The sequence below is a fragment of the Acinetobacter sp. 24-47-64 genome, assembly GCF_057737055.1.
Genome location: NZ_CM173215.1, coordinates 2,529,015 through 2,554,800 on the forward strand (window position 1 = coordinate 2,529,015; position 25,786 = coordinate 2,554,800).

The following is a 25,786-nucleotide window of genomic DNA, read 5'->3' on the forward strand; positions in this document are numbered from 1 at the left end:
TACCCATTCGTTTTGACTATGCATTTACATCAATTGGCAGCATCACAAGCTTTAAAACTTCCTGAAGTCACTGTCAGTCAACCGTTTGGTGAGGGATGTGATGTTTATAAAATTATGGATAAAGTCTTTTTGCTCGCATTTCATTTACAAGGCAAAGCTGCGATTAATTTAAAAGTCGAACCAGATCATGGACATATGTTAAAAGATATTTATCCTTATATTCGATCTGGATGGCACATGAATAAACGACACTGGGTTTCCATCTATGATGAATCTGAATTGGATGAAGAGCTTATCAAAGATTTGATCTCCAATTCCTATAATCTTGTGGTATCGAAGCTTAAAAAAGCCGAACAAAAGCATATCGCTTTACTCAGAGTCATTTGAATAAAGTTAAAAATTGCTTTTCTATAACAATAATTACGCTAAATTAATAAATAGTAGTAATACGAAAAACTTATTCTATATTTGGGTTATATCATTACAACTCTATGAGTACGATATTCATTATGGATATAGAACAACTTTTTGGATTATCAACTCAGATGATCTTAGAGCTAAAACAAGAAATTATTAATAGTGACATTATCGATTGTGGGCCGCGTTTGGACTTAGTTAAACAATGTATTTACATCTCATTTGAGCATGGGCTTGGAGTAAGTGGTTTATTATCTTCAAATCTACCAACACAAGCTATGATTTTACTTAGATCACAATTTGAAGCTGTAGTCAGAGCATATTGGTTATTATTTCTTGCAAGTAATCATCAAATAGCAAAATTGCAATTTAGTTACACATTTGAAGAGCAATTTGAATCCGACACATGTCCAATGATTTCTGAAATGCTTGATAAGCTTGGTGCTGCAAACTTACCTGCTCAGCCAATAATTCAGACCCTTTGTGATTTCAAAAAATATCATTTGAAGCAACTTAACTCCATAGTACATACTGGAAAACAGTCATTTACTAGAGATGTTATGGGATATGAAGATGAGATGCTGATCACCTTGATGCGCCAATCAAATAACTTAATAACCGTAGCTGCACAGATAATGTTAAAGCACACAGTTCCTGATAAACAAAAATATATTAGTGTTTTGATCGAAAAATATAGATATTGTTTTTATATGGTTGATGATGTTGATCCTATAGTAAAAGCTAGAGTCGAAGCTTACTTTAAATAAAAATACGATAGCCACCTCTAATAAGCTCATATCCTAACAAAGTTACATGAAAGTTGCATATGAAATGGCCAATTGTAGAGACCCTAACCAAAACCAACGCACCAAAAAAAAGCGAACTTCTAGATTCGCTTTTTTTTATCACAAAGAATCAATCTTCAGGATATTCGAAACGATATCCCACCCCATAAACAGCTTGAACCCATTCATGGCGATTACCTGTTTCCGCGGCATCCGAGATTTTACGGCGCAAGTTTTTGATATGGCTATCAATCACACGATCTGCCACTTCAAAACTGTCTGGGTTGATATGATCCAATAATTGCGCACGAGAGTACACCTGACCTACGTGTTCTAAAAATAATTCAAGAAGTCGAAATTCTGTAGGTGTCAAATTTAAAGATTTGTTTTGATACCAAATTCGTTGTTGACCTTTGTCCATACGGAATAAATTATTTTCTTCAGGTTCTGCTTTACGATCTAAACGTCGCAACACTGCTTGAACACGAGCAACTAACTCTTTAGGGCTAAATGGTTTACAAACATAATCATCCGCCCCCATATTCAAACCAAGTACACGATCAATCTCTTCCGTACGTGCTGTCACCATGATAATAGGCAAATCAGACTGCTCACGGACTTTACGGGTGATCGTGAGACCATCCATACGAGGTACCATCAAATCTAAAACCATTAGACTTGGTTTACGTTGTAAAAAGCTATCATAAGCCTCTTGACCATCGTGAAACATACTGACTTCAAAGCCAGCTGCTTCAAGATAATCTCGCACCAATTGAGCAAGTTCTACTTCATCTTCAACCAGCATCACATGTTTCATATGTCACCCTTCTTCAATTTAAAACGATTTCTTTGGAAATGTAAGGATGCAGCGCAATCCACCCAATGGTGAGTGGTCAAACTTCAAGGAGCCCTTCATGCCTTGTGCAATTTTGCACGATAATGCTAGACCTAATCCAGTTCCGCCAGTACTACGTGTTCTAGAATCATCCGCTCGATAGAAACGCTCACCTAAATGAGCCAATTGCTCATCAGTAAGACCTAATGGGCTATCGTCAACAATCACCGACCAAGTCTTATCGTTTTCGATCGTATGCACATGAATTCTTCCACCGGCTTCCGTATAGCGAATAGTATTACCGAGTAAGTTGACCATAATTTGTTTAAAACGATCTACATCTAATTGTAATTTCGTTCCATGCCCCTCTGCGCTAATCGTGAGATCGGCTTGTTCAAATTTAGGTTTGAAATTTTCAATCTCATTTAACACGACACTCCAAGGGTCAATTTCATTGAAATCAAAATTGAGTTGTTGTGCTTCAGCTTGTGCTAACGCAGCCAAATCTTGTGTTAATTTTTTCAGACTCGAAACTTGTGCCAACATTGAAGCAAAATGTTCAGGCGTTGGTTTACGTATTCCATCTTGCATTGCTTCAATTTGTGCTTGCAAAACAGCCAGCGGCGTTTTTAACTCATGCGAAGTGTCTGCAACCCACTGCTTTCTAGAATTTTCATGCTGATCTAGAATCACAGCTAACTGATTAATTTCAGTCGAAAGATCGCCAAGCTCATCGTTACGATTTACTTTCACCTGATGCTGAAAATTCCCTTTGGTTAATTCTCGTGTTGCATTTAATAAGCGTTGAATTGGCTTTTTAAAATAAGTTGCTAATAATAAGGCAGCAACCAAACTCGAAATAAATGTCAGAATATATATTAAAAATAAATAACGCTTTTGATTGCTAAAGAAATTAATACTTAAAGCATCATCTTGATCTAAAACAGGTCTTAGCCCGAGATACCCCACAATATTTCCATCAACTGTGATCGGTCGATACGACACCATATTCTCTGATGGTTCACCCAAGATAAACTGTTGTTTTGCATCATATAAGGAAAGTCTAGAACTTAAACCCAAGTGATCAGACATAGATATAAATAGTTTCTTGCCCTGCTGGTATTCAGAAGTTCTCAAACTAGAAAGCTTATTTTCATGTGATTTATCAGAACTGTTCGTGGTTCTTGTCTGATTCTGATTTGAACTTAATGGGAAACGCAATCCTTCAAATGGCTGAAATGCAGAAGGTAAATTTTCTTCTAAGACTTTCAGCTCTTCAGGACTAATAGTTTGCGTTCTTTGTGACTCAATTTCGCTAATTAATGTATGTTCTTTGAAATAACGCTGTTGCAATGCAATATCATATTGGCGACGTAACCACCAACGTGATAGTCGATCATAATCATCGGGTGCAGCTTCACCTTCAATTTGTAAAATCTGAGCTTGAACGGCATTTCCCCAATCCTGATAAACAGAGAATACGCCCGCTAAATTATCGATCAGATGATCAAGCTTTTGCATTTCTACATCAGCTACATATTTGGTGAAGTTTTTTTGCATCGTCCAATGCAGCACACTTAAGCTAACCGTCGTAATGAGCAATGTCGTTAACAGTACTGTAAAAAATAAGCGTAGTGCGATTGGTACGCGACGTATATTCAAATTTAACTCACATTATTTCTTCGTTTTTCAGTATTGTATCTAACACTGATTCAAAAAACTCTCCATTGTTTCTTCATCTTTATTATTTAATCTTTACCTATACCGAATCCAAACAACTTTGGGGATAAACATAATGAAAGCGATGAACAAAATTGTATTGGTGACCACTGGTTTAATCAGTATGGGCGCACTTACTGCATGTCAAACAACAACTCAAGCACCTCAAGAAGTTAAAAAGGGTCACTTTGATAAAAAACATCATCATAAAGAACGTTTAACACCTGAACAACGCGAGCAATTCAAACAAGCGCGTGCTGACCGTAAAGCGATGATGCAGCAAATTCGTCAAGCATGCGACGGCAAAGTTGTAGGTCAAACTGTTCAACTCAAAACTGATAAACAAAATATTGATGGTACTTGTCATATCCGTTTCATAGCGGATCGTGCTGATATGAAAAAAATGCATGAGCAAGCACGTGCCCAATTTAAAGCTGAAAAGCCAACTTCGGCCCAAGCTAACCGTTCACAAAAAGGTGAACCGCTCACAGATGCCAAACGTGCTGAGCTTGTTCAAAAATTTGATCAACGTTTGATGCAACAGCAAGTTAGTCAAAATGCAAAACTTCAAGCATGCAATGGACAAACTGACGGTAAAAAAGTTCAAATCAAAGTGGGTGAACAGACTATCAACGGTGTATGTAAAGTTTATTTCAAACCAAATCAACCACTCGTTAAACCAGACTTAAAAAAATCCGCATAATTCAATTCAACTCACTACTAAGTGATTGAATATTAAAAAGGCGCATGTTGCGCCTTTTTTTATGTCATAACTTATTACGTTTTTGACTATTCTGTTCACATATAATTCACGAAAAAACTTTATACTCTAAACACTTAGCCAAAATTAATATTTTTTCTTTGACTTTACAGTCACACAGAATATGGCTATAAAACTTGTACCAAGCAATAACTTATTGCACGATGTAATAGAACAAAATAGGTGTCGTAGATGACACGACATTTTTTATTAGGATTATAAATCTGGTTTAACCAGTATTGAGGAACCCGATATGCCACAATACAAAGCGCCCTTACGTGATATGCAATTCGTTTTGCATGAATTATTAAATGCTGAAGAACACTTTTCAAAACTCCCTGCATTCCAAGAAAACGTAAGCCGTGAGTTGGTTGATCAATATTTAGAAGCTGCTGCAGATTTCTGTGAAAACGAATTATCTCCACTCAACCAAGTAGGTGACCGTGAAGGTTGTACTTGGAATGATGGTGTAGTTACTACTCCAACAGGCTTCAAAGAAGCATATAAAAAATATGTAGAATTAGGATTCCCATCTTTAGCTGCTGAAGAACAATATGGTGGTCAAGGCTTACCAAACTCTTTAGGCATTATCATTTCTGAAATGATCGGTTCTTCGAACTGGGCATGGGGTATGTACCCAGGTCTATCTCATGGTGCAGTTCGTACAATTGAACACCATGGTACGGAAGAGCAAAAAAATACTTACTTACCAAAACTGATTTCAGGTGAGTGGACAGGTACCATGTGTTTAACAGAATCTCATGCAGGTTCTGACCTTGGTATTATCCGCACAAAAGCTGAACCTAATGCAGATGGTAGCTTTGCAATTTCAGGTGAAAAAATCTTTATTTCCGCTGGTGAGCATGACATGGCGGACAACATTGTTCACATCGTTCTTGCGCGTTTACCAGGTGCTCCGAAGGGAACGAAAGGGATCTCATTATTCATCGTACCTAAGTTTAACTTAACTGCTGATGGTGAAGTTGGCGAGCGCAACGCTGTTCGTTGTGGTTCGATTGAACATAAAATGGGTATCCATGGTAACGCAACATGTGTGATCAATTTTGATCGTGCAACAGGTTACTTGATTGGCCCTGAAAACCGTGGTCTGAATGCAATGTTCACCTTCATGAACACTGCACGTATTGGTACAGCTGTACAAGGTTTGTCTGCTGCTGAATCATCTTTCCAAGGTGCTTTGGCATATGCGAAAGATCGTTTAGCAATGCGTTCACTTTCTGGTCCTAAAGCACCTGAAAAAGAAGCAGATCCTATTATTGTGCATCCAGCAGTTCGCAACTTAATCTTAACACAAAAAGCATTTGCTGAAGGTGGGCGAGCTCTAGTGTACTACCTTGCTCACTATGCTGATATCGTTGAGAAAGGCGCGACTGAAGAAGAACGTAAATTTGCAGATAACATTCTGTCATTATTAACGCCAATTGCTAAAGCATTCTTAACTGAAGTTGGTTATGAAGCTGCAAACAAAGGCGTACAAGTATTTGGTGGTCACGGCTTCATTTCAGAGCATGGTATGGAGCAAATCGTTCGTGATACACGTATTGCTTGCTTATATGAAGGTACCACTGAAATTCAGGCACTTGATTTGTTAGGTCGTAAAGTACTGCAAACTCAAGGTGCGATGTTGAAAGATTTCACTAAAATCATTCACAAATTCGCTGAAGCAAACAAAGATAATGCAGACTTGAAAGAGTTTGTTGAACCTTTGGCTGCACTCAACAAAGAATGGGGCGATTTAACTATGCAGATCGGTATGCGCGCGATGCAAAACCCTGATGAAGTCGGTGCTGCTGCAGTAGATTACCTATACTTCTCTGGTTATGTAACGCTAGCATTCTTATGGGCTCGCATGGCTCAAGTTGCTCAACAACAACTTGCAGCAGGTTCAACTGAAGTTGACTTCTACAATGCGAAAATCACAACAGCTCGCTTCTACTTCAAGAAGATCCTTCCACGCGTTCGCTCACATGTTGACGTAATTGCAGGTGGATTAGAACCATTAATGACTTTGGATGCTGAACATTTTGCATTCTAATGATCCATATTAAATATGTGTAAAAGAAAAAGGACAGTCATAGATTTGGCCGTCCTTTTTCTTTATAAATAAATTCGAGATATTAACCTTTAGTCGTCTAACAAGTCCTAATATGCTTCGATAGACTGCTAAGAACTAAAGATATTTAAACAAAAAAAGGTGAACGAAAATGCCAATCTATAATGCGCCTCTTACAGATATGAAGTTCATTTTGAATGATGTATTTCAAGCTGAACAATTTTGGCAATCAAATGAGAATTTAGCTCATATTGATGCTGCGACAGCTGAAGCTATTTTAGAAGAGATGGCTAAATTCGCTCAAAACGTAACCCTTCCCCTAAATCGCACAGGTGATGAAGAAGGCGCAACTTATAATAATGGATCTGTTACCACACCAGCGGGCTTTAAAGAAGCGTTCCAACAATATGCAGAAGGTGGTTGGATTGGCTTAGGTGCTGACGAAGAATGGGGCGGTCAAGGCATGCCAAAAATGCTGACTGTGCTTGCAGATGAAATGCTTTTTGCAACCAACCCATCATTTATGCTTTACCCACTTCTTTCTGTGGGTGCGGGTATGGCATTAAATAGCTATGCTTCTCAAGAACAAAAAGAAACCTATCTCCCTAAAATTTATTCAGGTGAATGGTCAGGTACGATGTGTCTCACAGAGCCTCACGCAGGTACTGATTTAGGCATTATTAAAACTAAGGCTGAACGTAATGAAGATGGTACTTACAACATCACGGGTACGAAAATCTTTATTACTGGTGGTGACCATGACTTAGCTGAAAATATTATTCACCTTGTATTAGCAAAAACGCCTGATGCTCCTGCTGGTTCACGCGGTATTTCTCTGTTCATTGTACCTAAATTCTTAGTGAATGAAGATGGTACCTTGGGTGATCGTAACCCTGTAAGCCCTGGTTCTATTGAACACAAAATGGGGATCAAAGCCTCTGCAACATGTGTGATGAACTTTGACGGTGCAAAAGGCTATTTAGTCGGTAAAGAAAACGAAGGTCTTGCTGCAATGTTCGTGATGATGAACTATGAACGTTTGTCAATGGGTATCCAAGGTTTAGGCGCTTCAGAATTTGCTTATCAAAATGCTGCTCAATACGCCACTGATCGCTTACAAGGTCGTAGTGCAACAGGTGTGAAATCTCCGAATAAACCTGCTGATAGTATTCTTGTACACGGTGATGTACGTCGTATGCTCTTAAATGCTCGTGCGAACAATGAAGCATCACGTGCATTTGCAGTATATGTAGGTCAACAACTGGATATTACAAAGTTCTCGACGGATCCAGAAGCAGTTGCAAAAGCAAATAATCGTGTTGCTTTGCTCACACCAATCGCAAAAGCATATTTAACAGACACTGCTTTCAATGCGACACTAGATGCCCAAATGGTCTTTGGTGGTCACGGCTATATTCGTGAATGGGGTATGGAACAATGTATCCGTGATCTTCGTATCTCACAAATTTATGAAGGAACGAACGGCGTTCAATCACAAGATTTAATTGGTCGTAAAACGATTAAATGTAATGGACAATTCATCGCAGAATATATCGAAGAAATTCGTGACTTTGCAAATGCATTAGATGCGGACTTAAATTACATCAAAGATGCCACTCTTGATGCTGCAACTGAACTTGAATCGATTACACAAGTTGTTCTTGAACGTGCTGCGGAAAATCCTGATTATGCGAATGCTGCTGCGGTTGATTATTTACATGCGGTAGGCTTACTCAGCTTTACCTATATGTTTGCTAAAATTGCTAAAGCTGCGAGTGAAAAATCAGGTGAGTTCTATGAGAACAAATTATCTTTGGTGAACTACTACATCCAACGCGTTTTACCTGAATTAAATACACGTTTAGCTCGCATCAAAGCTAGCTCTGAAATCGTGATGGGATTTAGCGAAGATTACTTCACAAATCAATCATAAGTTTTATCTTAAAAAAGCCTGATTCTTCAGGCTTTTTTTTACCTGAAATTTGCTTATTTTCAAAGCAACTCATAATAGTCTTCCCTGCTTAGACATAAGATGAGCATGAATTTTGCATCACTCCAATGAAACCATCAGGTTTTTTCAAAGGAGGAGATGTCATGATTAAAAAAGATATTAGCGTAGAAAAAATCGAATCCTTATTAGATCGTTTTGGAAATCTAGCAGTTGAGAGCTTCCACTATATTGCGCTCTTTATTATTGGCTGCATGGTAATTTGGTCTGCAGGACATACCGTGATTGATATTCTTACGGTAAAACAATATGCAACGATTGATGACATTCTGTTGTTATTTATCTATTTAGAGCTAGGTGCGATGGTAGGTATTTATTTTAAGACCAATCATATGCCCGTCAGATTTCTGATCTATATCGCCATCACTGCCCTGACACGTCTGTTAATTTCAGATATTCAACATGACCATAAAGCTGATATTGATTTAGTCATTATTACAGGATCAATCTTAATCCTAGCATTCGCTATATTGGTCGTGCGTTTTGCTTCTTGGAATTTTCCATCAGTGATCAGAGATAAACACCAAGATAAACCTTTACCATTTGGAAAAACACCACGCCCTGAAGATGATGAGTTGGCTTAGATAAAGATGGCTTAGACAAATTGGATTAAGCATCTAACGATCATTTGGCATCTGGATATATCGACCATTTTGGTATATCCAATGCATTCCAACTTGTGGTGCAGGAAGACCATAACGACGCCAATCTGAAATCAGCATATACTGACTCATTTCAATAGTACCACCCTGCCCATTTACGAAACTTGACTGCTTGCTAGAATATGTCGTCGTGGTCGGTAAAGACTGTTGATAGATCACTGTAATCCCATTCTGCTGCGGATACGCTGGATAAGGAGGATATGGTCGCTGTAATTGAGGTCTATTCTGAGCAAAACGTGGTTGTTGCAATGGGACTGGCTTACTTAGACGATCTGCATTACCAGTATATATTGGAGTCTGTGTTGGTTTTACAGGTCGAACCTTAGAACCTTGGTAATTACCCCAACTATCTGCAAAAGTATGACTCGTTATTAAAAGAATCACTGAACCCAATAGAGTCTTAACCAATAATGTATTGTTCATCTCTATTACCTCATTCCAAATTTAAGATTACTTTTATTTTCAAAATTCATTCTAAAGCTTAAATATAGATCAATCATGTAGAAATCTTGAACATTATTTAAAATTTTAAATTTAATACTTTAGACCTTTTATTTATCTGCATGAGTCTGTTTGTAAATCTGCTAGACTAACCATTTTTAACTTTGCGAGATTATCCACCGTGCCTGAAATGAGTTTTGATCGCCTGCACCAATTTTTTTGTAAAGTTCCGAGTGTCCAAGAAAACTATATCGATTCTTATGGCACTGATGGTGAACATGCATGGTGGTTTAAATTTCAAATCAATATCGACCATGCCTTAGCTTGGCAAACGGTTCAAGAACTTGGTCATGTATTAAATTACATTTCTAAAAATGAACGCCTACCCACTCAGTTTTTACCAGTGTCTCCTCCACCCTATATGAATGGTGAGGCGAAACAATTCTTATCTTGGGTGATTCAGTGTAATCATCCTGATTTTACGCCAGATGTGGTTTGTGATTGGTTAGAAGCACGTTTACCTCAACCTGTTGAGGATGAGTCTAAGTGGAAAATTAAAACCGATATTAAAGAGCTCGATCAGATTGATGATAAGGAACTCGATAAATTAGTTCCACCGAATCCATAAATGAAAAAATCCCTCTTTCGAGGGATTTTTTTAGAAGGTTGAGAGACCACTCCATTCCATGAATCGATAAATGGCATATTTCATTATTGAATCTTCTGCATATTCTGAGTAATCAACACTCATTTGCTTACCCTCTAAATTCATCCAAGCAGTATCAAAATACTGTACTGCATCTTTAAAAACTTGCTGATTTGAAGAGCCAATAACACGTAAATCAGTTTCTAAATTATAATTTTTCAAATTACGAGCAGTAAAATTAGCCGACCCCAAAATCAGTTCAACCTGATTTGAACTACGCTTAATAATCATTTTTGAATGGCACTGCTCACCTTGTGTATTACACCAGCGTACGTCTATTCCAGCTTTATAGAGCTCTGTCGCGACAGGACGATTTGGAATACCATTTTTAGTACGTCCAAATGCATCTTTGTTCGGGTCTAGTAATACACGAACTTCAACACCGCGTTGGTGAGCTTTAATTAAGGCTTCAATAATTTTTCGCTCTGATAAATAGAACATTGCCAAATCTATTTTTGCATCAGCACCTTGAGCAGATTCAATCAGTTTCAGCAGTTCATCATATATTGCCTTTTCTGTCAGTACTTGCACTTTCGGCAACAGTTTATCTTCTGGTACATCTCCCACAATAACCATTGGAATATTTGCTTTAGAAAATAAAGCCACTGATTGTTCAGTTTTTAAAATATCGACAGCTGTATGCCCTTCGACCACAAGTGCTACATTGGAATGGCGTGAGCTTCCATCATGTGGGTTCATCGAAGTCACTAGTGTTTTCCATCCCTCGGATGTATCCACTATGATGGTTTTACGATGGTTCGCTTTAAAATTAAAAAGATTTAAATAACTTCGAATGGTAATTTTTTCTTCCCCGAAAGGATTACTTAACCAACCTTTCTCAGCATTATTTCCTAAACTCTGACAACAAAAATACCAAATGCCCGACCACAGTGGATTCGATGCGCGTAATGGTGATAAATCTGTTTCTATGACATCAATTCCTGCTTGTCTGAGTTGTCGATAGTGCTCTGGGATTATTCCACCATAAACTGAATTTATAGGATCAGTGATTAATTTAATTTCAATATTCGGTGTAAGACGCTTTTTTTGAATGAGTGCTTGGGTCAGTTCTTGTGTTAATGCGCGATGTTGATTTTGAGACTGACCAGTTTCAGGATTGAACAGAAACATATCTAACACAATTGTGGTTTGCGCTTGCTCAATAAGATTGAGAATTTCATCAAAAATCTGATGCTGCTGTCGCTGACCCGCCATATCTATATAAGTTTGGTCTGCTAGGAATTTCACATTTGCATGCCGTAATTTACCGGAATAATTAAGCCCTTCTGGCAATGGTTTATAAATATGATAAAGCGCTGAGGCTAAATAGCCGATGGTCAGCATACCAAGAATCAGACCAACATAACGTCGGTTTGACCAATTTAATTTTTGGTGAATTCGTTTAAATAGACGCATAACAAAAAACCTAGTCCGATACTTTCAGACTAGGTTTTAATTTACGTTTTTTCAAGCATTAAACTGTTTTTAAAACTTTGGATTAAATTAAAATCCGTATTCAACGCCAACGGTGAAATTACGTCCAATTTGTGGAATATTCGACAAAAATGAATTGTGCGAATAAACCTGATCATCCAACAAGTTGTGTGCTTTTAAATAAACCCGATAATCGTTGCGATTGTTTAACTGCCCAGCATAAGACACACCAACATTGACCATGTTATAACCTTGGGTTTCTTTTTCAAAGTCAGCAAATTTATCTTGCGTGAATACATGATAATACTCAGCTAAACCAGACCAACCATCAGCAAAATTGGTTTCCACCTTTGTACCAAGCCGTCCAGCAGGAATACGTGGAGCATTTTCCCCCTCTATCTTGCCTCTTACATAATCACCAAACACACTCACCTTGTAAGTATCATTAATTTGATAGCCTAGCTGAGCCTCAGTTCCATAAAATCGTGCCTTATCCTGCGTATATTTAAGTCCACGTAAGTTGCCTTGTTGAGCTACAGTTGCACCATAAATATAGTCATCAAACCAATTGTGATAAACATGAACATGATAATCGAGCTGATCACCTTCATAATGGAGACCTACCTCTAGATTATTTGATTTTTCCTTATCAATATCTGGATTACCTAGCTCATATGTGTTTGTTGCAAAATGAAGACCATCCGCATATAACTCTTGAGCTAGCGGTAAACGTTGTTGATGAGATCCGACTAGAGACAACTTATAATTTGGAGTGAACTCCCAATTAGCTGCAGCTGATCCTGAAACAGCAGTTCCTGAGTAGTTCTTTTGATTGGAATCGACATCGATTTTTTGATGGTCTACTCGAGCACCCAACTCGACATGCACAGGACCAAACTGTTTATGTTCTAATGCAAATAAACTGTACTTATTAGTTTTTGTATCCGCCATCAGCACATCATGACTATGGCCATGATGTTCATGATCGTGATCACTATGATCATGGTCACCATGATCAACTTCATCATGGTCATGTCCCTCAGGCGCATTAAGTTTTATTTTTTGCTGAGATGCTTGTACACCTACAACACCCTCCCAACCTAACAACGGTATATGAACCAACTCTAAACGACCATCATAACCCTTACTTTTAAAGTTACTAATAACTTCATTTTCTTCTAGTTCATCATGCTCGTAATCTGTAAAACTTAAATGAGCTCGCAGCTTTTCAAATCCTTTTAATGGATCATTTAATTCAGTTCGTAGATCATAACGCTCAGATTTTAAGTCAACCCATGGACCTGCAGCATTTTCGTGTTCATGGTCGTGCGCTGAATTAGGTGGTGGACAATGGAAATGATCTCCATGCAATTCACATCCATGATATTCATGACTATGACCTGGTAATCCATATTTATCTTGTCGATTACTATATGACAGCCCCACAAAACCTCGATCATGGATCCATGAGCCGCCGACATTAACTGTTTGACCTTCTGAGAAGGTATTTTCTACACGTTTTGCACTTTCACGATGAGACTCTGTCTCACCCTCATGATGATGTTCAGTGAAGTAACCTTTGAAAGGGATATAATCATTGGCTTTATGCTTCGTGCCTTCAACACGAAGTGCAAAATTTTCACCTATAGCGGCCGTTACACCTGCACTTGCAAGTTTTTCATCACTCCCAGAGTTATAGCGGACGCCTACTTGCCCCTCTAGACCATTAGCTGGCATTTGTGTCGGTATTTTTTGATCAGTCACATTGACTAAACCACCCACAGTACCAGCTGAGTAAAGCAATGTTGAAGGTCCTCGGATAACTTCCACTTGCTTCGCCAAAATAGGATCAACCGTTACGGCATGGTCAGGAGAAAGTGTTGATACATCTGCAGTTTCAGAAGCATGCTGTAAAACTTTTACACGCGGTCCATCTTGGCCACGAATCACAGGACGACTTGCACCTGTTCCATACTGATTAGAATAAACCCCCAACTCATCGGCTAACGCATCACCTATGGTTGTTGGTCTTTCGGATAATTTTTTTTGATCAATCACATGATCTGCTACAGCGAAGTCAGCAGCTGTTTGAACCAATGGATGTGCGGTAGAAGAAATTGTATCTAATTGAACATTTTTTTGTTTTTGATCAGCATGTGCTGCGGATGCTATCACTGCTAAGACGGAGGCAGTGATGATATTTTTATGAAAGTTCATACGACAAGCTCAAAATTCGAGAATTTACAATTGTTGTTATAATATAACATTTCAACCAAACTTCAATCATATTTCATTCATTTACTCCAAATTAATTAGCTTCATATAATTAAACCAATGGGTTACATATCAATGTTAATCTATAAAATTCGGATAGCATTTTTTTGATATATTTCAGCAATGCCCTTTACAATTTCACATGCTGTACTCGCACCAATTTTGCATAAAGCATCGAAAGAAACACTTCCTATTTCTGCTCTAGCAATTGGTTGCATGGCCCCTGACTTATTTCGTCTTTTTACAGACGAACATATCCAAATTTCTCATCAATGGAGCGCATTGCTATATCCCAATTTATTGGTGGGAATGGCATTCTGTCTATTGTGGTATGCACTATTACGACCTACTTTTTTTAGATGGATTGGTATTTACAATCCCTTAAAATTATCGAACTTTAGATCTGTCTTTCAATTCTTGGTGCTGATCAATATTTCATTAATCTTGGGTATCAGCAGTCATATCCTTTGGGATGGTTTAACTCATGTTGATTACAGAACCTTTGCTTTTCATGACCTATTAGCTAAGCAAATCAATCTTTTCGGACAACACTACCCCCTCCATCGAATTTTACAGGTCGGTACCTCTATTATCGTTTTGCCCTCTATTTTATGGTTTGCAAAACAGTATTTTTGTACTTACCGTCAACCATTCAGAGTAACTCGTTCTATCACTATTTTTGCTGTGGTATCCGTGCTAATTTCACTATTAGGTGGATTATTGGGATTTATTCATTTCCACTCTAATTACAATACAGCCATTTTAAATGACCTATATGGTTACATTGGCTTCTCAATTAATTATTTCTTTAGAGGCTTTCTATTGACGTTTGCGATTTGTGCGCTTGTTTTTCAAATCCTAGATCAATTGGAATTATTCGAAGGATCGTCTTAATTTTAAATTTGCATTAAATAATAGGGCTTTCATAATCTTCTCCTTGTGACTGTAGTCTCAAAGAGGCATAATTCACCCTTTGTATAAAGGCGTTACGCTGTTTACGTATACGCTTTCATTAACCCATATAGTTGGATTTTTAACGCTATGATGCGAACTCATTACTGCGGTTCATTAACCGAAGCTCAAATTGATCAAACCGTTACACTTTGTGGATGGGTACACCGTCGCCGTGACCATGGTGGTGTAATTTTCCTTGATATGCGTGACCGTGATGGTCTAGTTCAAGTGGTTATTGATCCTGATACACCAGAAGCTTTCGAAACAGCTGATAAAGCTCGTTCTGAATTTGTATTAAAAATAACTGGTCGCGTTCGCCGTCGTTATGCTGGTACTGAAAATGCCAACATGGTGAGTGGTCAAATCGAAGTATTAGGTAAAGAAATTGAAGTTCTAGCAGCGTCTGAAACTCCACCATTCCCATTAAATGATGATAATACTAATATTTCAGAAGAAATTCGTTTGAAATATCGTTTCTTGGACATTCGTCGTCCAGAAATGTTAGAGCGTTTACGTTTCCGTTCTAAATTAACAAACCTTATTCGTAACTATTTCGAAGAAAACGGATTCTTAGACGTTGAAACACCTATTTTGACACGTGCGACTCCTGAGGGTGCGCGTGACTATTTAGTACCAAGCCGTGTATCAAATGGTAGTTTCTACGCTCTTCCGCAATCACCACAGTTATTTAAACAATTGTTAATGGTGGGTGGTATTGATCGTTATTACCAAATTGCTAAATGTTTCCGTGACGAAGACTTACGTGCTGACCGTCAGCCTGAATTCACACAAATCGACGTTGAAACATCGTTCATGAGTGACGATGACATCATGGATTTAATGGAACGTTTAACAGTTAAGATGTTTAAAGAACTTCTTAATGTTCAATTTGATAAGTTCCCACGTATGACCTATGCAGATGCAATGCGCGACTATGCGTCTGACAAGCCTGACTTACGTATTCCACTTAAACTCGTTGACGTTGCAGATTTAATGCAAGACGTAGAGTTCAAAGTATTCGCTGGCCCTGCTAAAGATCCTAAAGGTCGTATTGTTGCATTACGTGTTCCAGGTGCAGGCTCTCTTCCACGTAGCCAAATCGACGAGTACACTAAGTTTGTAGGTATCTACGGTGCAAAAGGTTTAGCTTATATTAAAGTCAATGAGCTGGAAAAAGGCATTGAAGGCTTACAATCTCCTATCGTGAAATTCATCGAGCCAATCGTGCTTGATCTATTAAAACGTGTGGGTGCTGAAAATGGCGATATCGTATTCTTCGGTGCAGATAAAGCGAAAGTTGTAAACGATGCAATGGGTGCTTTACGTATCAAAGTCGGTCATGACATGAAGATGGCAACTTGCGAGTGGGCACCACTTTGGGTTGTTGATTTCCCAATGTTTGAAGAAACTGATGATGGTAAATGGACCTCTGTTCACCACCCATTCACATTGCCAAAATCTAGCGTTGAAGAAGTGAAGAATAACCCAGGTGCTGCATTGTCTGTTGCTTACGATATGGTACTTAACGGTACTGAAATCGGTGGTGGTTCGCTTCGTATTCATAACTTAGAAATGCAAAAAGCAATTTTTGAAGCATTAGGTATTGGTGAAGAAGAGGCAGAAGAGAAATTCAGCTTCTTATTGAACGCTTTACGTTATGGTGCACCTCCACACGGTGGTTTAGCATTCGGTTTAGATCGTCTTGTGATGTTAATGACAGGTGGTTCTTCTATTCGTGATGTGATTGCATTCCCGAAAACGAAAACTGCGGAATGTCCTTTAACACAAGCTCCTGCACCAGTTGAATCAACTCAACTTCGTGATCTTGGTATTCGCTTACGTGAAAAACCAAAAGCTGAATCACAAGAATAACGTTTTGTTGATCTAAATAAAAACCCTGCAACTGCAGGGTTTTTATTTCATTGAGATAAACGCTCAAAAATGGCATAATCTCAGAAAATATTTAAGAGTTCATTCATATGGCTATGCGTCCTGATGTTCGTCGTCATACAATCATTATTATTGTATTTTGCATCGTGCAATGGGCATTTATGCGTTATATCTTGAATGAACAATTATTTAACCTCACCACTTATCAGCGTATCGTGTTCTTTAGTACGAGTAGTTTTATTGCAGCTTTTGGTTCAATCGCCGCACTTATTTATATGGTGATTAAAGGAAATGCGGATAAATAAGCATTGAGCTTACTTCCCTCTTCATTCTTCTCTTGCTTAAATTAAGTCAGTATTCATCTGACAAGATTCACCTATTATCAATAAATTATTAATTTTTAAATATAAATTAAATACTTAAGGGTTTAAAATTTTTAATAAAAACTTATGTCGATCATATTGGTGCACTATAGGAATCACAGATTGATCTTTATTGACTATTTTGCCATCTAACAAAGATATCTCTTCTTGCGAAAATAACCCTAAAGTTATTATATTGGAATCATTGGGTTGGCAGAATTGAATATTGGGTATACGACCATCGAATATCAACTTATTATGCATGGCTTGATCATAAATTCGATTCGACATGATTTTATATGGAATATTACAAAACTCACTTATCATTAACTGAATATAAGCCAGCATTGACTCTCGATCACCATAGCTTACTCCTGAACATGAAATCTGCTGCATTCCCATTTGCTCTAAGACTTCTACACCGTATGCATCTTTAATCCAGTCAGCGTTATAAGCCTCATCCTTTAATTTAACCTTTTGTTTTTCCATCCCGACATACAATCCATGTACGATGCCATCAAGTGGTGGAGCTTGGAAAATTACATCCCGAATATCAGATAAAAGAATTTTTTGAGCATTTGGACGAAGTCGAATCGCTTTTTGATACTCAAAGAAACGACCTATATGAGGATAACTCGCATAGTTCAAAGCGATTTCTTTCCAACCTTGCATTGGAATTTTAGCTACAAATTGAAAAAACAGAGTGGCGCAACGTCGTGCCAACTTATGTTTGAGTAATCCAACATAATCATTACGATAGTGTAGCTTACCCATAGAACTAAATTGGTAATTAATAGTGTAGTGTTGAATATGCTTTAAGTGTTTTCTATATTCTTCTAATTGTTTACGATAAATGATTAAAACAAGTTCACCATCAAATCCAGTATGATCTAAAGAGTTTATGAACGCTAAAATTTGAGAAACACTGTAACCTGTAGCAGCAGCTAGAATAACCTTCTCATCACCCATCGATATTTTTCCTATTTAAACTTAATTGTTCGGTGCTGATATACATCCAACAGTTGCTGAATGAGTCTAAACCACTCCCGTACAACCTTTTGTTTAAACGTCAATTTCTGCTTGATATGCTGTACTTGAATATCAAAACGCTTACGACGATTCTGCTCTAAACTACTTTCAAAAATTTCTTTTTGTGTAGGCTTTAATATATCGCTTTGAATACACAACCCAGGACTTAATTGATATGGAGTATACTGAGTTGACTGATCAAATAATTCAAAAACTATATGATCAACAGCCACCATTTCATCAAGACTTCGAGCATATTGCAATAATTGTTCACAAGCCTTTCTAGATAAAATATAGCCAGCACAACCTAAGTGTATACCATTCAGCTGATACAACGCTCGTTTACCAGGTACTATAGCTTGCTTTTGATAACCCATTTTTATTTTTTTTGAGAAAACTTCAAGTTTGATTATATGTGTATCTTTTGGTATCCAATTATAATTCTCTAAAAGTAGATGACTCTCTTGACCCAGGTAAACATCATCTTCAAATATAGTAATAAAATCAAATTGCTCATCAACTGCTTTTTTCCACAAAGTGAGGTGACTCAATAAGCAAGCTATTTCACCTTCTGTAAGCTCTGTCTTTTGAAAATTTAGATCCAATAAGTTAATCGATTTCTGACTAGAATCAGGTGTAATCGCATTAAAAAACTCAAAACCAACATTTTGACGATTGAATTCAATGCTTATGTGTTCACGTCGGCTCTTAGCAGTCTCTAAGCTAATAACAAAATTTCTCATAATTCAGCTACTTAAACTCTACTTTTCTAGCAAACAAACATAGCCTCAACTTATGAATCAAACGAAGAAATTCTCGTTTGATTTTTTGATCAATGCTCAACATTTGTTTTGGTACTTTAAAATTGTTGCGGAAAGCATCTAGCGAACTAACGAGCGTAATTTCTTGCTTGAGAACTTTCTCTTGTATACAAATGGCAGGTTCCAACTGATAAACAATATAATCATTGTGTTTAAGCAAATCAGAGAATAGTATGTGATCCAATGGTTTCAACGTTGTTTGATGCTGAATATAGTTTAGAATATTCTTTATGGCTTTTTTCGAAAGTATATATCCCGCAGCCCCAAAGTGATCTGTTTTTAGCTCACTTATTACATGTTTTTCTTTACTTAATTTTGATTTTTTTAAAATTACTCTCTCGAAGAAAGTTTCAATCTTTAAAATATCTATATTTTGTTCTAACCAACTACTATCCTTTAAAAATAATGATGCATCTTCAGTTAAAAAAATGTCATCTTCAAAGATCGCAACATAATCCAAACCATCATTCAGCGCTTTCTTCCAAACAGTAATATGGCTCAATGCACACGCCAATTCACCTTCACTAATTTTAGTCAGGTCAAAAAAATCAAAATCGGATTTTATAATTTCGTAGGCTAAATCGGGAGTTAGAGCATCGAAAAACTCAAAATCAATTTTTTTTGCGTGAAATTCCTCAGTGATATGACTCCTTCGCTCATGAGCAGAAGGTAAACTTATAACAAAACTCTTCATATAAAATTGGGGATCTACTTTTTACTAAGCTTATAAAATAAAAAAAGTTAATAGATTATGGTTGTTAATAAATTTCACATTCAACAGTTCTAGTATGAAAAAAAACATATACATTATACTTTAATTTAGATTAATTAAAAAATATCTATCCATAAAAGTGAGTTTTTCTAGTTTGTCTAATTACACATTAGAACATTTGCAATACATTTAAAAACTACATGAGAGTTTATCATTTTTAATGCCAATCTAAATGAGTGCTATCTTTCAATAATGATGGAGCTTGATAATTAAATGCTTTACCCTCAACAGCCATTTGATATTTTTCTAAATATCCATACATCATTTTTTCAGCATTAAAATATTCTTTAACATGTTCGTGGCACTGTAAAGGATCATATTTCTGATTCAAAATAGCATCGACTAACTCATCGGTTTGAGGTGAAAGTTTTCCACAAAAATGAGGAACTAATTCTGGAATAGCCCCATAAGGCGTTGAAAAAACTGGACACCCGAAATACATACTTTCGATAATCGCTAAACCAAATGGTTCATGCCAACGCACTGGAAAAATCAAACCTTTTGAACCATTTAATAGTGCGAGTTTTTCTTGACCGCCCACCATACCATGAAAACGAATATTTGGAGAAAATGTTAAGCGTATGCCTCGTTTAAAATTAAAGCGGTCACCACCCAATACATCTAATTTTTGCTTCGCTTTTAAAGCAACATTGATCGCACCTTTGACATTCTTTAAACGCCAAGCCGCTTTACCTAAGAAATGATAATAATCACGCTTGGCTTTCCAATTCACATTACCATAATTTAACCAATCGAGGCCGTTATAAACAAAACTGTTCGACTGATGTCTCTCTGCATGATTTTTTGAAACAAAAATAGTATTTCTATCTAACAAATCACCCACTTGAGCATTACCATGTTCTGTCACAACATAAGGTATATCAATTTCAAGGTTTTTAGGTTGGAATTGAAAATGAACGATATCTGTATTTTCAGGAATTAATTGATTCCAAGATTTAAAAGGATCAATTTCAATAACTTCTGCAAAATCACAAGTTGAGCCCTTCGGGACGATAAATGTGACTTTATGACCGAACTCGACTAATTTTTTTGCTAAATCCCAAATAACTCGCTCCGTTCCACCGTAAGCAAAAACTGGAATCGTCGACATATTTGCGATTACAATATTCATTTATTCTTCTCTTGATTCATTTGCCAAAGCATCACGTATTTATTAAAGGTGTATCCCATCGAAGCGATTGCCAAAAATAATCCATATGCTCCACCAACAAAATCACCTCGGATAATATATTCTCGAATAAATGAAAATATTGATCGAAATATTAAGGCAATTAAACTGACTTTTTTTCCATTTTTAAACTTATCTTTTGCCCAATCATGACTATATCGAACATTTTTGAGCAAGAAATGATGTAAATCATCGTTGGTCAAATGAGCCAAATAACCTGGCAAACATTGTGCTGAAACCCCTTTTTGGTCTAAAGATTCATGCACTTCTAAATCTGAATACTTAAAATGCTCACGTGAATAAAGTCTTGCAAGTTTGTCGGTGTACCAGCCTCGTTTTTGAACTTCAACACCACAGAATAAATTCACTCGCGCCAAACTAAACACTCGATCATACTGTACTGGCTGCTTTAGAATTTCTGCAATCGAATCACGTAAAGGTTGATCCAATCGCTCATCTGGATCTAGAACCAACACATAATCTTGAGTGGCATAACTTTGAGCCAATTGACGTTGCTTACCAAAACCTTTCCAATCAGTATTCACAAACCATTTTGCACCGTAACGATCAGCAATTTCTCGAGTATTGTCCGTGCTTCCTGAATCTAGAATGACGATTTCATCCACGAGATCAACCACACTATCTAAGCAATCTGCCAAATGTCTTGACTCATTTTTTAAAATAATCACCAATGATAAAGTGGATCTTTTTTCTGTCCCAAGCTCGATTGAAGTTAGATTCTGCAATGCTTGATGTTCAGCAACAAACTTTCCTTCGGCATTGTTATGATGTAGATCATACAAAATTGCATATTTATTAAAAGTATATTGCGCAAATATTAACGAGTATAAAAAACCATAGCGGCCTTTCAAAAAACGACCATCTACAATATATTGTTTTATAAATGCCCAGAATGCATGCAGTAAAATTGCAAATGATGAAGTTGATTTTCCACGATTAAAACGATCAACTGCCCATGCTTTCGCGTATTGGAGTCTTTTGCTGAGTAAAAATTCTGGTGTAGGTGCAGTATGATGCAACATGAATCCATTCAATGTTTCTGTTCTAGCTTGATTCAAAACAATAGATTCATGCACTAAATTATCGTTATATTGAAATGATTTAGGATATAAACGCCAATGCGCTTTTATTGACCAATAACGATTGTCAATCTCATGTCCAAAAACACAATCAACGCGTTTAATTCCATAAACGATATTTGCAGGTTGGTTTTGGATAACTTTTAAAATGCTTTGCTTTAATTCTTCAGTAATTTCTTCATCAGCATCCAATGCTAGAATCCAATGACCAGTCGCATAGCTTTGCGCCAATTGACGCTGTTTACCAAAACCAGGCCAATCTGTATTCACAAACCATTGACCGCCAGCAGCTTCGACCAGTTCACGTCCGTGATCAGTACTTCCAGAATCAAGCACAATGATTTCATCTACCCAACCACGCAATGCAGGTAAACTAACTGCTAAATTCTCAGCCTCATTTTTTACCATCATCACAACAGATAAACGGTATGCTCTTTCTTGTCTATTCAACATTTCCATGTTTAGCGCCAAGCATCCTTAATCCATTGACTTGGCAACACATAGCGGTACCATTTACCACCGCCACCATTAACTGCATCAGGTGGATTAATCTCACCATGGAAAATAATAATTTTAGCACCTTCAGGTTTTACTGGTGGCTTAAAAAAAGCCATTGGGATTTTTTGTAAACAGTGATATTTATAACTTTTACACCAGCTATCTGGCCAATAGGTTTGCTTCGCATGTTTATCTATATACCATGACAAATAGGCTTGTTCATTACGGAATTTTTTTCGGATCTCATCAAAGTTCTCACGAAAATATGGTAATAATCCAGGGAAAGCGCCCAATTTAAAACGGTATACTGAGCTATTACCTGTGATTCGCCATGGTCGTTTCCAGTCGTGAATAATTAAAAAATCACCTGGATAAGTGAAAAAATCATCCATGTTATCAACGATAACAACATCCAAATCTAAAAATAGCGCGTTACCCTTTAAGCCATATAAGTCAGGCTCAAAAGTTGAAAGCTTGTTCCAACCACGCTCAGGCGCACCTTCAGGCAATGCTAACGGTGGAATAGGAAAGCATTTAACATTTGGATCAATTCCTTCTGTACGGTCAGTGAGACAAACCATCTGGAAATCAACAGTCGTGTGTCGTTTCACCATATTGTAAAGCCGATTCACATACTCAGAACCATATTTGGTTCCCCACTTCATACACAAAACAATGTTCTGTTCTTGTGCAATCTCTTCTTCTAATAAGACATTGTTTTCATGTATTGACATGCCGTTTTATTCCACCGAATCAATAGCTGCATCATACCACAGAGTTAAAATATTCTTGAACGATAAGAATTCAAACTCGTCCAAATTGAAATCAAATCTTCATTAAATTGTCACGTCTTAGAAACCCTATTTTGTCAAATTAAATTTAATCTGGCTTGAACTAAAATAATGAAAATTACTATTGTCGGCACTGGGTACGTCGGTCTCTCAAATGCGATGATTTTAGCGCAACATCATGAAGTCACTGCCTTAGACATTGATCAAAATAAAGTAAATTTATTGAACAAGAAAATCTCACCTATACAAGACACAGAAATCTCTGATTTTCTAAGTAATAAACCATTAAACTTTAAAGCAACAACTAATGCTGTGGATGCATATTTTCAGACAGACTATATTCTTATTGCGACACCAACTGATTATGACCCTACAACCAATTATTTTGACACTTCAAGTGTTGAATCTGTGATCACTGAGATTTTAAGTATCAATCCATTAGCGACGATCATTATCAAATCGACAGTTCCTGTAGGTTACACCCAACAACTAAAAAGTAAATTTGAAACACAGAATATTATATTTTCACCTGAGTTTCTCAGAGAAGGAAAAGCATTGCTGGATAACTTATATCCTTCAAGAATTATAATGGGTGAAAATTCTGAACGAGCACATCAATTTGCAAACATGCTCATAGAGGGTGCTTATAAAAAAGATTGTCCAGTCTTGTTCACTGACTCCACCGAGGCAGAAGCAATCAAACTTTTTGCAAACACCTATTTAGCTATGCGCGTTGCATTCTTCAATGAACTAGATACTTACGCTCAAATATACCGATTGGACACTCGCCAAATGATCGAGGGTGTTTGTTTAGATCCTCGAATTGGTAAATTTTATAACAATCCATCATTCGGTTACGGCGGATATTGTCTTCCTAAAGATACTAAACAATTACTCGCCAACTACGACCAAGTTCCAAGCAATTTAATTCAAGCCATTGTAGATGCGAATATTACTCGCAAAGATTTTATTGCACAGTCTATTTTGAAGAGATACCCTAGCGTTGTTGGGATATATCGTTTGGTCATGAAAAGTGGTTCAGACAATTTTCGATCGTCAGCAATACAAGGTGTTATGCGTCGTCTCAAAGCACAAGGAATCAAGATCATTATTTACGAACCCACACTTTCAGAGAAAAAATTTCAAAACTCAAAAATCATCAAAACACTGGAAGAATTTAAAAAAAGAGCAGATTTAATTATTAGTAATCGTCATTGCGATAAACTAAAAGATGTTGCAGATAAAGTGTATACCAGAGATATTTTTGGTAAAGATGATTAAAAAAGGACTCAATTGAGTCCTTTTTTCAAAGCATTAATTACTTCACATATGTTAACCAGTGAGCATATTTAGGGTCTTTACCTTGTACGGCATCGAAGTATGCTTTTTGGATTTGTGTTGTGATTGGACCACGAACACCTTCACCGATTTGACGATCATCATATTCACGGATTGGCGTTACTTCTGCCGCTGTACCTGTAAAAAATGCCTCATCAGCGATATAGAATTCATCACGTGTGATACGGCGCTCTACAACGTCATATCCAAGGTCTTTCGCAATCGTAATAATGGTTTGACGAGTAATACCATCAAGAGCACCACCAGCGATATCAGGGGTATGAATCACGCCATCACGCACTAAGAATACGTTTTCACCTGAACCTTGACACACATAACCTTGTGGATCAAGTAACATTGCTTCGTCATAACCTGAGTGCGCAACTTCTTGGTGTGCCAAAATAGACAGCGTATAGTTTCCTGATGCTTTCGCCTTACACATCGTCACGTTAGGGTGATGGTGTGTAAAAGAAGAAGTTTTTACACGAATACCCTTCGCCATTGCTTCTTCACCAAGGTAAGCGCCCCAGCTCCACGCAGCAACCACTGCATGAATTGTATTATCCGTCGCTGCAATACCTAGCTTTTCCGAACCAATAAAGATAATTGGACGTAAATAGCAAGAAGCTAATTTATTTTCACGCACCACATCAATTTGAGCTTGTTCTAATGCCGCCTGATCAAACGGAACTTTCATTTGATAAATTTTGGCAGAGTTTAAAAGACGTTTAGTGTGTTCTTTTAAACGGAAAATTGCCGTTCCATTCGGAGTTTCGTAGGCACGGACACCCTCAAACACACCCATACTGTAGTGTAAAGTGTGTGTTAAGACGTGAGTTTTTGCTTCACGCCAATCAACTAATTGTCCATCTTGCCAAATAAAACCATCACGATCAGCCAAATTCATGACCTAAACTCCAAATTTTT

23 protein-coding genes are annotated in these 25,786 nt (G+C 37.2%); 11 read left to right on the forward strand and 12 right to left on the reverse strand.

Annotation, left to right across the window (positions count from 1 at the left end):
* The first annotated feature begins 18 nt into the window (after window positions 1-18).
* Both AC1M85_RS12000 and AC1M85_RS12005 read left to right on the forward strand, forming a co-directional pair.
* On the forward strand, window positions 19-387 hold the full coding sequence (locus AC1M85_RS12000; RefSeq protein WP_481589239.1) for an MmcQ/YjbR family DNA-binding protein: 369 nt from the start codon (window positions 19-21) through the stop codon (window positions 385-387).
* A gap of 122 nt (window positions 388-509) precedes the next feature.
* Window positions 510-1,184 carry a DUF6988 family protein gene (locus AC1M85_RS12005; RefSeq protein ID WP_488213142.1) on the forward strand — a complete coding sequence of 225 codons (675 nt, stop codon included), beginning with the start codon at window positions 510-512 and terminating at the stop codon, window positions 1,182-1,184.
* 148 nt (window positions 1,185-1,332) lie between these two features.
* Here AC1M85_RS12005 and AC1M85_RS12010 read toward each other — a convergent pair whose 3' ends face one another.
* Together AC1M85_RS12010 and baeS are read right to left on the reverse strand one after the other, a co-directional pair.
* Entirely contained in the window at window positions 1,333-2,019 is a 687-nt protein-coding gene (locus tag AC1M85_RS12010) for a response regulator (protein WP_092767563.1), read from the reverse strand.
* 18 nt (window positions 2,020-2,037) lie between these two features.
* The gene (gene baeS, locus AC1M85_RS12015) at window positions 2,038-3,699 is read right to left on the reverse strand and encodes a sensor histidine kinase efflux regulator BaeS (protein ID WP_488213143.1); all 1,662 of its coding nucleotides are present in this window, start codon (window positions 3,697-3,699) and stop codon (window positions 2,038-2,040) included.
* Between the two features lie 133 nt (window positions 3,700-3,832).
* Here baeS and AC1M85_RS12020 point away from each other — a divergent pair, with 133 nt between their 5' ends.
* The 4 genes from AC1M85_RS12020 to AC1M85_RS12035 all read left to right on the forward strand — a co-directional run bounded on the left by AC1M85_RS12020 (window position 3,833) and on the right by AC1M85_RS12035 (window position 9,182).
* A complete protein-coding gene (locus tag AC1M85_RS12020; RefSeq protein WP_488213144.1) occupies window positions 3,833-4,459 on the forward strand; it encodes a hypothetical protein in 627 nt (208 codons plus the stop codon).
* 310 nt (window positions 4,460-4,769) lie between these two features.
* Window positions 4,770-6,572: an acyl-CoA dehydrogenase C-terminal domain-containing protein gene (locus tag AC1M85_RS12025; protein ID WP_180028280.1), complete on the forward strand. Its 1,803-nt coding sequence runs from the start codon at window positions 4,770-4,772 to the stop codon at window positions 6,570-6,572.
* 169 nt (window positions 6,573-6,741) lie between these two features.
* Window positions 6,742-8,523 carry an acyl-CoA dehydrogenase C-terminal domain-containing protein gene (locus tag AC1M85_RS12030; RefSeq protein ID WP_180028279.1) on the forward strand — a complete coding sequence of 594 codons (1,782 nt, stop codon included), beginning with the start codon at window positions 6,742-6,744 and terminating at the stop codon, window positions 8,521-8,523.
* A 161-nt stretch (window positions 8,524-8,684) separates the two neighbouring features.
* Window positions 8,685-9,182, forward strand: coding sequence for a phosphate-starvation-inducible protein PsiE (locus tag AC1M85_RS12035; RefSeq protein WP_481597950.1), 498 nt, complete (start codon window positions 8,685-8,687; stop codon window positions 9,180-9,182).
* A 33-nt stretch (window positions 9,183-9,215) separates the two neighbouring features.
* Here the strand turns inward: AC1M85_RS12035 and AC1M85_RS12040 are convergent, their stop codons facing one another.
* On the reverse strand, window positions 9,216-9,683 hold the full coding sequence (locus tag AC1M85_RS12040) for an RcnB family protein (RefSeq protein WP_481589245.1): 468 nt from the start codon (window positions 9,681-9,683) through the stop codon (window positions 9,216-9,218).
* Window positions 9,684-9,882: 199 nt separating this feature from the next.
* Between AC1M85_RS12040 and AC1M85_RS12045 the strand changes: the two genes are divergently transcribed.
* Window positions 9,883-10,329 carry a hypothetical protein gene (locus tag AC1M85_RS12045; protein ID WP_092767573.1) on the forward strand — a complete coding sequence of 149 codons (447 nt, stop codon included), beginning with the start codon at window positions 9,883-9,885 and terminating at the stop codon, window positions 10,327-10,329.
* A 30-nt stretch (window positions 10,330-10,359) separates the two neighbouring features.
* Here AC1M85_RS12045 and AC1M85_RS12050 read toward each other — a convergent pair whose 3' ends face one another.
* Together AC1M85_RS12050 and znuD are read right to left on the reverse strand one after the other, a co-directional pair.
* Window positions 10,360-11,823, reverse strand: a complete 1,464-nt coding sequence (locus AC1M85_RS12050) for a phospholipase D family protein (protein WP_488213145.1) — start codon at window positions 11,821-11,823, stop codon at window positions 10,360-10,362.
* Window positions 11,824-11,910: 87 nt separating this feature from the next.
* Complete coding sequence (gene znuD / locus AC1M85_RS12055) at window positions 11,911-14,058, reverse strand: zinc piracy TonB-dependent receptor ZnuD (RefSeq protein ID WP_488213146.1); 2,148 nt, start codon at window positions 14,056-14,058, stop codon at window positions 11,911-11,913.
* A gap of 180 nt (window positions 14,059-14,238) precedes the next feature.
* Between znuD and AC1M85_RS12060 the strand changes: the two genes are divergently transcribed.
* The 3 genes from AC1M85_RS12060 (at window position 14,239) to AC1M85_RS12070 (ending at window position 17,264) form a co-directional block, all read left to right on the forward strand.
* Window positions 14,239-15,009: a DUF4184 family protein gene (locus tag AC1M85_RS12060; protein ID WP_488213147.1), complete on the forward strand. Its 771-nt coding sequence runs from the start codon at window positions 14,239-14,241 to the stop codon at window positions 15,007-15,009.
* Between the two features lie 147 nt (window positions 15,010-15,156).
* Complete coding sequence (gene aspS / locus AC1M85_RS12065; protein ID WP_035265578.1) at window positions 15,157-16,941, forward strand: aspartate--tRNA ligase; 1,785 nt, start codon at window positions 15,157-15,159, stop codon at window positions 16,939-16,941.
* A gap of 107 nt (window positions 16,942-17,048) precedes the next feature.
* Entirely contained in the window at window positions 17,049-17,264 is a 216-nt protein-coding gene (locus tag AC1M85_RS12070) for a hypothetical protein (RefSeq protein WP_035265580.1), read from the forward strand.
* A 114-nt stretch (window positions 17,265-17,378) separates the two neighbouring features.
* On the opposite strand, the gene AC1M85_RS12075 is transcribed toward AC1M85_RS12070, so the two are convergent.
* The 6 genes from AC1M85_RS12075 to AC1M85_RS12100 all read right to left on the reverse strand — a co-directional run bounded on the left by AC1M85_RS12075 (window position 17,379) and on the right by AC1M85_RS12100 (window position 23,464).
* On the reverse strand, window positions 17,379-18,290 hold the full coding sequence (locus tag AC1M85_RS12075; protein ID WP_488213148.1) for a hypothetical protein: 912 nt from the start codon (window positions 18,288-18,290) through the stop codon (window positions 17,379-17,381).
* Between the two features lie 11 nt (window positions 18,291-18,301).
* Entirely contained in the window at window positions 18,302-19,093 is a 792-nt protein-coding gene (locus tag AC1M85_RS12080) for a glycosyltransferase family 25 protein (protein WP_092767583.1), read from the reverse strand.
* Between the two features lie 7 nt (window positions 19,094-19,100).
* A complete protein-coding gene (locus AC1M85_RS12085; RefSeq protein WP_481587166.1) occupies window positions 19,101-19,865 on the reverse strand; it encodes a glycosyltransferase family 25 protein in 765 nt (254 codons plus the stop codon).
* A gap of 235 nt (window positions 19,866-20,100) precedes the next feature.
* Window positions 20,101-21,075: a glycosyltransferase gene (locus AC1M85_RS12090; RefSeq protein WP_488213149.1), complete on the reverse strand. Its 975-nt coding sequence runs from the start codon at window positions 21,073-21,075 to the stop codon at window positions 20,101-20,103.
* On the reverse strand, window positions 21,072-22,682 hold the full coding sequence (locus AC1M85_RS12095) for a glycosyltransferase family 2 protein (RefSeq protein ID WP_481613386.1): 1,611 nt from the start codon (window positions 22,680-22,682) through the stop codon (window positions 21,072-21,074). The genes AC1M85_RS12090 and AC1M85_RS12095 overlap by 4 nt, the downstream gene beginning before the upstream one ends.
* 11 nt (window positions 22,683-22,693) lie before the next feature.
* Window positions 22,694-23,464, reverse strand: a complete 771-nt coding sequence (locus tag AC1M85_RS12100) for a glycosyltransferase (RefSeq protein ID WP_488213150.1) — start codon at window positions 23,462-23,464, stop codon at window positions 22,694-22,696.
* Window positions 23,465-23,632: 168 nt separating this feature from the next.
* On the opposite strand from AC1M85_RS12100, the gene AC1M85_RS12105 reads away from it, so the two are divergent.
* On the forward strand, window positions 23,633-24,802 hold the full coding sequence (locus AC1M85_RS12105) for a nucleotide sugar dehydrogenase (RefSeq protein WP_488213151.1): 1,170 nt from the start codon (window positions 23,633-23,635) through the stop codon (window positions 24,800-24,802).
* Between the two features lie 37 nt (window positions 24,803-24,839).
* Here the strand turns inward: AC1M85_RS12105 and AC1M85_RS12110 are convergent, their stop codons facing one another.
* Window positions 24,840-25,766, reverse strand: coding sequence for a branched-chain amino acid transaminase (locus tag AC1M85_RS12110; RefSeq protein ID WP_035265589.1), 927 nt, complete (start codon window positions 25,764-25,766; stop codon window positions 24,840-24,842).
* Window positions 25,767-25,786 lie beyond the last annotated feature (20 nt).